The organism is Kitasatospora sp. NPDC048540, from assembly GCF_040651175.1.
GTDB lineage: Bacteria > Actinomycetota > Actinomycetes > Streptomycetales > Streptomycetaceae > Kitasatospora.
Genome location: NZ_JBEZIR010000026.1, coordinates 76,696 through 84,195, shown reverse-complemented (window position 1 = coordinate 84,195; position 7,500 = coordinate 76,696). Strand labels below are relative to the sequence as shown.

Sequence of the window (7,500 nt, the reverse complement as noted above, 5' to 3'; positions counted from 1 at the left end):
CGCGCGCCCCCCTCCACCCCCACCGGCGGCCCCGACTAGCACCCGTGGGCCCGCTCCGCCAACCCCACCGGCCCGGAGGGAAGAACCCTCCGGCCGTCGGCGTGTCCGGGCCCGGGGCCCGGGGGCGGGCCTCAGTCCTGCGGGCGGTACAGCAGTGCGGTCACCTTGGGGTTGAGCAGCGCCACGATGCCGGTCAGGCCCAGCACGGCGACGGCCACCGCGGCGCCGGCCATCGCACCGCCGGACTGCCCCATGTAGTAGGCGACCGGCAGGCAGATCGAGTTGGTGAGCACCGCCGGGCTGCGGCCCCAGCGGCGGCCGAGCAGCAGCGCCCGGCCGGCCAGCAGCGGGAGCAGGCCCATCAGCAGCAGCACCACGCCGCCGGCCTCACTGCGCCCGAGCGCCGCCGGGTCGCCGGCCAGTCCGGCGACGAGGTCGTAGACGCCCCATCCGGCCAGGGCGACGCCCTCCAGGACGGTGATACCGGCGCCGAGCAGCAGCGGGGCGGGCCGGGCGGGCACGGGGGCGGGAGCGGGGGATTCTGCGGTCACTCCAGCAGGGTAACCGCCGTCCCTCCGGTACCGACCCGTAGGCTGGCGCCATGCGCGCTCTCCTGGTCGTGAACCCCAAGGCGACCACCACCAGCACCAGGACCCGGGACGTGCTCACCCATGCGCTGCGCAGCGATCTGAAGCTGGACGTCGCACACACCGAGTACCGGGGCCATGCGCGCGACCTGGCCCGGGACGCGGCCGCCGAGGGCGCGGTGGACCTGGTGGTGGCGCTGGGGGGCGACGGCACGGTCAACGAGGTGGTCAACGGGCTGCTGGCGCAGGGCCCTTCGGAGCGGGTGCCGCGGCTGGCGGTGGTGCCGGGGGGCAGCACCAACGTGTTCGCCCGGGCGCTCGGGCTGCCCAACGACCCGGTGGAGGCGACCGGCGCGCTGCTGGACGCGCTGGCCCACGGGCGGGAGCGGGCGATCGGGCTCGGCAAGGCGATGACCGAGGGGCTGCCGGACCGCTGGTTCACCTTCACCGCGGGCCTCGGCTTCGACGCGGGCGTGGTCGGCAGGGTGGAGCAGCAGCGCCGGGCCGGGCGCAAGTCCACCCACGCGCTGTACGTGAACCAGGCGCTCCGGCACTACGTCACTGAGCGTGAACATCGCCGTTCGGGCCCCGTCACCCTGGAAATGCATGGGCAGGAGCCGGTTCCGAGCCTGGTCCTGGCCATAGTCTCCAACACCTCGCCATGGACCTACCTGGGCAGCCGCCCGGTGCTCCCCTCCCCCTCCGCCTCCTTCGACACCGACCTCGACGTCTTCGGCATCACTCGAATGACGGCGTTCGGCACGGCTCGAACGGTCCGTCAGATTCTGCGCTCGCACGCCCCTGCGGACGGGGCCGCCAAGGCCTCCGGGCCGAGCGGCAAGCACGTCGTCTCCTATCACGACGTCCGGCACTTCACCTTGGTTTCACAGGAACCGGCCCCGTTTCAGGTCGACGGGGACCACCTTGGAGACAGGAGTCGCGTCAGTTTCACAGGCGTTCGGCGGGCACTGCGTGTGATTGTGTGACCAGAAGGGGGTCCCGCCCTTCTTCTCGAACGCGCTAGCCCCCTTCACCCCATAGAAGTACGGGCTGTGAGCTAGGCGACACCGAAGAATCAAAAATTCCTCCCCGAAGGGGGTTGTATCCGAGCCCGAGGTTTGCGAACCTCTACATGGCGATCGGGACACGTCGCAGCGACAGCGAGAACCAGCCCTCACGGGCGTGGCCGCGGCGAATCCCTTGATAGCCGGAACCCCACCCCAGCACAGACCACCCGGGCCCGATGGGCCTTTGGTCCCTTTTGCTGTTGCGGGATTCGTGAAAGCGTTCACATTCACAAGCCATCGAGTGTGTCGGCCGGGCCACAGCCCGGCGACCGGAGGAGTTGGACGACCATGGACTGGCGCCACCGCGCTGTCTGCCGCGAAGAGGACCCGGAGCTGTTCTTCCCGATCGGGAACACCGGTCCTGCTCTGCTGCAGATCGAGGAAGCCAAGGCCGTGTGCCGCCGCTGTCCCGTCATGGAGCAGTGCCTGCAGTGGGCGCTGGAGACCGGCCAGGACGCCGGCGTCTGGGGCGGCATGAGCGAGGACGAGCGTCGCGCGATGAAGCGTCGTGCCGCCCGCAACCGCGCCCGCACCGCCTGACACATCGTCAAGCAGCAACCCGATCAACCCATGATCAAGGGCTCCGCCGCATCGGACGGCCGAGCCTTCCGCTCAACGGACCGCGTCTCGGCGAGGTCCCACGACGCGAGCGGCCCAGGCACTTGATACTGCTCACTGAGAGCAATATCGTGGAGCCCAGGCGCTCACCGTGTGCAACACACGGGGCGGGCGTCGCGCCACCCAGAGCCCCCGTTCCGGCCGACTCCCCCCGACGGCCGGAGCGGGTCGAGAGGCCCTGTCGACCCACCCCCCCCCGGTCGACAGGGCCTCGTTTCGCTCTCCACCGCCTGCCGCGGGGCCCGAGCGGCCCCACCGCTACGGGACCGGGATCTCCAGGACCACCTTGGTGCCGCCGCCCGGCGCCGCGACCATGTCGAAGGTGCCGCCGAGTTCGCCGGTCACCAGGGTGCGGACGATCTGCAGCCCGAGGTTGCCGCCCTGCTGGGGGTCGAACCCCTCCGGTACGCCCTTGCCGTCGTCCTGCACCGTGATCAGCAGGTACTCGTCCGGCTTGGCCCCGCCGTTCCAGCTGTCCGACCAGCCCATGCCGGTCGCGGGGGCGCGCCCGCGCAACGCGCTGACCTCAAGATTTCCCGAGGCGGACGGGCCGAAGGCATGCTCCAGGGCGTTCTGCAGCACCTCGGTGAGGATCATCGCCAGCGGGGTGGAGATCTCCGCCGAGAGGATGCCGAAGCTGCCGGTGCGCCGGGCCACCACTCGGCCGTCCTGGGACAGCTCCACGCACATCGCCAGCACCCGGTCGGCGATCTCGTCGAAGGCGACCTGCTCGTCCAGCGCCTGGGAGAGCGTCTCGTGCACGATCGCGATCGAGCCGACCCGCCGGACCGCCTCGTCCAGCGCGGCACGGCCGGCGTCCGAGTCCATCCGCCGGGACTGCAGCCGCAGCAGCGCCGCGACCGTCTGCAGGTTGTTCTTCACCCGGTGGTGGATCTCCCGGATGGTGGCGTCCTTGGTCATCAGCTCCCGGTCACGGCGGCGCAGTTCGGTGACGTCCCGGCAGAGCACCAGCGAGCCGGTGAGCTGGCCCTTGGGCTTGAGCGGGATGGTCCGCAGCGTCACCACGCCGCCCTGCGCCTCCACCTCGGTCTGCCGGGGGGCCCAGCCGCTGGCCATCTTGACCAGCGCCTCGTGCACCGCGCCGCGCGAGGGCGGCACCAACTCGGCGGTGGTACGGCCCAGGTGGCTGCCGACCAGGTCGGTGGAGAGCCCGATCCGGTGGTAGGCGGAGAGCGCGTTGGGGCTGGCGTAGGTGACCACGCCGTCCACGTCCAGCCGGATCAGGCCGTCGCCGACCCGCGGCGCCGCGTCCATGTCGACCTGCTCCCCCGGGTACGGGAAGGTGCCGGCCGCGATCATCTGGGCCAGGTCGGAGGCGCTCTGCAGGTACGTGAGCTCCAGCCGGCTGGGGGTGCGGACGGTCAGCAGGTTGGTGTTGCGGGCGATCACGCCCAGCACCCGCCCCTCCCGGCGGACCGGGATGGACTCCACCCGGACCGGCACCTCCTCGCGCCACTCCGGGTCGCCCTCGCGGACGATCCGGCCTTCGTCGAAGGCGGCGTCGAGCAGCGGCCGGCGGCCACGCGGGACGAGGTGGCCGACCATGTCGTCGTGGTACGAGGTGGGGCCGGTGTTGGGCCGCATCTGGGCCACCGAGACGTAGCGGATGCCGTCCCAGGTGGGGATCCACAGGACCAGGTCCGCGAAGGAGAGGTCGGAGAGCAGCTGCCACTCCGAGACCAGCAGGTGGAGCCACTCCACGTCGGCACCGGTGAGGGTGGTGTGGCGGCGGACGAGTTCGTTCAGCGAGGGCACAGCCCGAGCCTAGTCACCCGGCCCGGGCGGCGGCCTGCCGGAGTAGCCCGCCGCGTTGTCCAGACCAATTCCGGCCCTGCCCTGGACAACCCAGATTGGTCTAGTCCACAATGAAGACGCACCAAGGAGAAGCCCCCCGCGCACACTGCCCTGACCGCGCGAGGCGACTCCTCGGTCGGGCGCCGCCGGAGTGGGAGTCCCGCACAACTCCCGCCTCTCCAGGCGCCCGACGACAGCTCCGGGCTGCGGTGCCGCACAGGTTGAGGGTCCTGTGTCGGCGCCGTGGCCCGTAGTGCTTTCCGCCTCCGGCGCGGCGCTCAGAGCGGGCAGGCGGCCAGCCACGAAAGGGGCGCGGGGAACTGCGCGAAACCGGGAGAGTGCGGCGCCGCACCTACCCGCGCGCAGTTCCGCCCCCAGCCTCCGGCCGGGGTCAGTGGGTTTCGGTGACCTTGGCGAGGGCGCGGGGGGCGTCCGGGTCCTGGCCGCGGGCGATGGTGACCTCGTAGGCGAGCAGTTGCAGCGGGAGGATCTCCAGGATCGGCTGGACCTCCTCGGGCACCCCGGCCGGCAGGACGAAGCCCGCCGACGCGGCGTCCACCTGCTCCCGCTGACCGACCACCACCAGGTCCGCACCGCGCCCCCGCAACCGGTCCAGCACCGGCTGCAGCGCCTCGCCGCCCTTGCCGTCCGGCACGATCGCGATCACCGGCGAGACGTTGTCGACCATGGCCAGCGGCCCGTGCAGCAGGTCCGCGCCGGAGAACGGGCTGGCCGGGATGTAGGTGGTCTCCATCAGCTTCAGCGCCGCCTCCCGGGCGGTCGGGTAGCCGTACCCGCGCGAGGTGATCACCAGCCGCTGGGCGAAGCGGTACCGCTCGGCCAGCGCCTTCACCTCGGCCTGCCGGGCGAGCACCCCGGCGGCCAGCCTCGGCAGCGCCCCGGCCGCCGCGCCGTCGCCCCCGCGCAGCCCCTCGACCAGCAGGTAGAGGGCGAGCAGTTCGGCGGTGTAGGTCTTGGTGGCCGGAAGGGCCTTCTCCGGTCCGGCGAGGACGTCGATGTGGAACTCGGAGACCTCGGCCAGCGGCGAGGCCGCGTTGTTGGTGACCGCCAGGGTGATCGCGCCGGCCTCGCGGGCGGCCTTGGTGGAGGCGACCAGGTCGGGCGAGCCGCCGGACTGGCTGACGGTGATCACCAGCACGTCGGTCAGGTCGGGCCGGGCCCCGTACGCGGTGGTGGTGGACATCGAGGTGAGGCCGGCCGGCTTGGCGAGCAGGACCTCGATCAGGTACTTCGCGTACAGCGCCGCGTTGTCGGAGGTGCCGCGCCCGGTGAGCAGGAAGAAGCGGGGGGCGCGGGCGGCGATCTCGGCGGCGATCCGGCGGATCTTCGGGGCGCCCTCGTCGAGGATGCGCCGCAGGACGGCCGGCTGCTCGGCCATCTCGGCCGCCATGATCCTGCCGGGTGCCGGGGAGAGGGCGTGAGGGTCGGACATCTGGTGTGCCTCCGATGAGATGGGTCGACCCCGACCGGACGGCTGCCCGGCGGGGACCTCTACGGCGGCGAGTCCGCACACTCGCTGCGGGCGCCGGTCGGGCCGGCGTCCACGGTGATCCTACGGGGGCGGCACCCGCCGGGCACGGGTGCCGCCGCGGTCTCAGGACGGGTTGTTGATCAGCTGGTCGATCTGCGCGTCGGCGGCCTTGGAGGCGTCTTCCACCGACTTCCCCTTGAGGATGTCGTTCAACATGTTGACCAGCACGTTCTGCTTCTCGACCGCGCCCCAGCCGGGCGCCATCGGGATGAACCAGGCATCCGGTACCGCGTTCGCGGCGGCGGCGGTCGCGGGCTTGGAGCGCAGCGGGGCCAGCTGGTTGAGGTTGTTCGGCAGGGTGTCCTTGTCGACCAGCATCTGCTGAGACTTGGCGGAGGTGAACATCCGGATCCAGTCCGCGGCGAGCGCGGGCGCCTGGGACTTGGCGGTGACGGCGAGGTCGGAGCCGCCGATGAAGGAGGGCAGCGGCTTGCCGTTCGGGCCGGGCATGCCGGCCAGCTTGACGGTGTCCTTCAGCTTGGGGTCGCCGGTGATCGCCGCGGTGGCGACCGAGACCTCCCAGCCGTTGCCGTACAGCATCGCGGCCTTCCCGCGGCCCAGCACGTTGGCCTGGTTGAGCTCGTTGACCTTCCAGTCGCCGTGGTTGTACTTCTTCACCAGGTCGACGAAGTGCTGGATGCCCTGCTGGGACTTGGGGTCGCTGAGCGTGCCGTGCCAGGTGCCGGCGCTGTCGAAGCGGGCGATGGCGCCGCCGTAGGCCGTGACGTAGGACATCGCCGCGTACCAGTAGGGGCCGGGGAGGTAGAGCGCGGAGAATCCCGCGGTGCCCTTGTTCTTGGCCTGGATCTTGTCGAGCGCCGCGAACAGTTCGTCCTCGGTCCTGGGGACCTCCGCGCTGCCGGTCGCGTCCTGGAACAGCTGCGAGTTGAAGATGCCCACCCGGGCGCCCGCGTAGTACGGGACGCAGTAGAGCTTGTCCTGGTAGGTGCAGGTGTCGGTGAGGGCCTTGATCCAGCTGTCCGAGTTCTCGAAGGTGGTCCGGTCCACCGGGTTGAGCGCGCCGGTGAGGATGTACTTCATGGTCTCGGTGTTGCCCAGTTCGACCACGTCCGGGGCGTTCCCGGCCTTGATCGCGGCGTCCAGGTTGGCGATCTTGTCGGTCCAGGTCTGGTAGCTCAGCCGGAGCTCGACCTTCGGGTACTTGGCCGCGAACTCGTCGTTGACCTGCTGGACCAGCTCCGGCCAGGTGGTCTGGGCCTCGTTCATCAGCCAGACGGTGACGCTGCCGGTGAGGTTCTTCGGATCCGTGGCCGCCGAGGCCGCCGCCCCGCCCGGTCCGGCCGAGGAGCAGCCGGCGACGGTGGACAGCAGTGCGGCGGCGCTCAGGGCGGCCAGGATCTGACGCTTCACGCAATTCCTCCGGGGACGGACGGGGGTCTGCGCAGTGGTACAGACCAGATTTCTCGGATCCTGGCCTAGACCACTTGTGGCGTCAACGCGCCGACGGGGCCCAAGTGACTTCCGTTGCAGACCCGTTGTCCAGTCTGAGCGGTGCGCGTCAAGAAATCCGCTTAGGGGCCGGTTGAGGACCCTTTAATGCCGGCTTAAGGAACCACCCGCCGGACCGGGGCCCGGCGGACCGCCGATCGGCGGTCCGGCGGCCACCGTCGGCCCGGTCGGTCAATTTGCCCCGTTCCAGGGGCTTTTGCGAGCCATGTTGGTCCGGACCAACCCCCGTTGGCCACCGACAGTGCACGGTCGCATCAAGCGTTGGTAACGGCTTGCCCCGACGCCTGGGGAACCCTTGACGCCCTTCATTGGTCCATGCCAATCTCCAGGCGTTGGTCTAAACCAATGGTCTACTCCACCGCACGGATTGCACCGCCGCCCGCGGCAGTTC

Annotated in this window: 6 protein-coding genes; 2 read left to right on the top strand and 4 right to left on the bottom strand. The window is 71.0% G+C overall.

What is annotated here, in order from left to right:
- Nucleotides 1–131: 131 nt before the first annotated feature.
- The gene (locus AB0D08_RS13485) at nucleotides 132–551 is read right to left on the bottom strand and encodes a hypothetical protein (protein WP_063794294.1); all 420 of its coding nucleotides are present in this window, start codon (nucleotides 549–551) and stop codon (nucleotides 132–134) included.
- 50 nt (nucleotides 552–601) lie between these two features.
- Here AB0D08_RS13485 and AB0D08_RS13480 point away from each other — a divergent pair, with 50 nt between their 5' ends.
- Nucleotides 602–1,573 carry a diacylglycerol kinase family protein gene (locus AB0D08_RS13480; RefSeq protein WP_033818915.1) on the top strand — a complete coding sequence of 324 codons (972 nt, stop codon included), beginning with the start codon at nucleotides 602–604 and terminating at the stop codon, nucleotides 1,571–1,573.
- 369 nt (nucleotides 1,574–1,942) lie between these two features.
- Nucleotides 1,943–2,194, top strand: a complete 252-nt coding sequence (locus tag AB0D08_RS13475; RefSeq protein ID WP_014138019.1) for a WhiB family transcriptional regulator — start codon at nucleotides 1,943–1,945, stop codon at nucleotides 2,192–2,194.
- Nucleotides 2,195–2,530: 336 nt separating this feature from the next.
- On the opposite strand, the gene AB0D08_RS13470 is transcribed toward AB0D08_RS13475, so the two are convergent.
- The 3 genes from AB0D08_RS13470 to AB0D08_RS13460 form a co-directional block, all read right to left on the bottom strand.
- A complete protein-coding gene (locus AB0D08_RS13470; RefSeq protein WP_033818916.1) occupies nucleotides 2,531–4,048 on the bottom strand; it encodes a PAS domain-containing sensor histidine kinase in 1,518 nt (505 codons plus the stop codon).
- Nucleotides 4,049–4,478: 430 nt separating this feature from the next.
- Nucleotides 4,479–5,540 carry an SIS domain-containing protein gene (locus AB0D08_RS13465; RefSeq protein WP_033818917.1) on the bottom strand — a complete coding sequence of 354 codons (1,062 nt, stop codon included), beginning with the start codon at nucleotides 5,538–5,540 and terminating at the stop codon, nucleotides 4,479–4,481.
- A gap of 162 nt (nucleotides 5,541–5,702) precedes the next feature.
- Nucleotides 5,703–7,010, bottom strand: coding sequence for an extracellular solute-binding protein (locus AB0D08_RS13460; RefSeq protein WP_033818918.1), 1,308 nt, complete (start codon nucleotides 7,008–7,010; stop codon nucleotides 5,703–5,705).
- Nucleotides 7,011–7,500 lie beyond the last annotated feature (490 nt).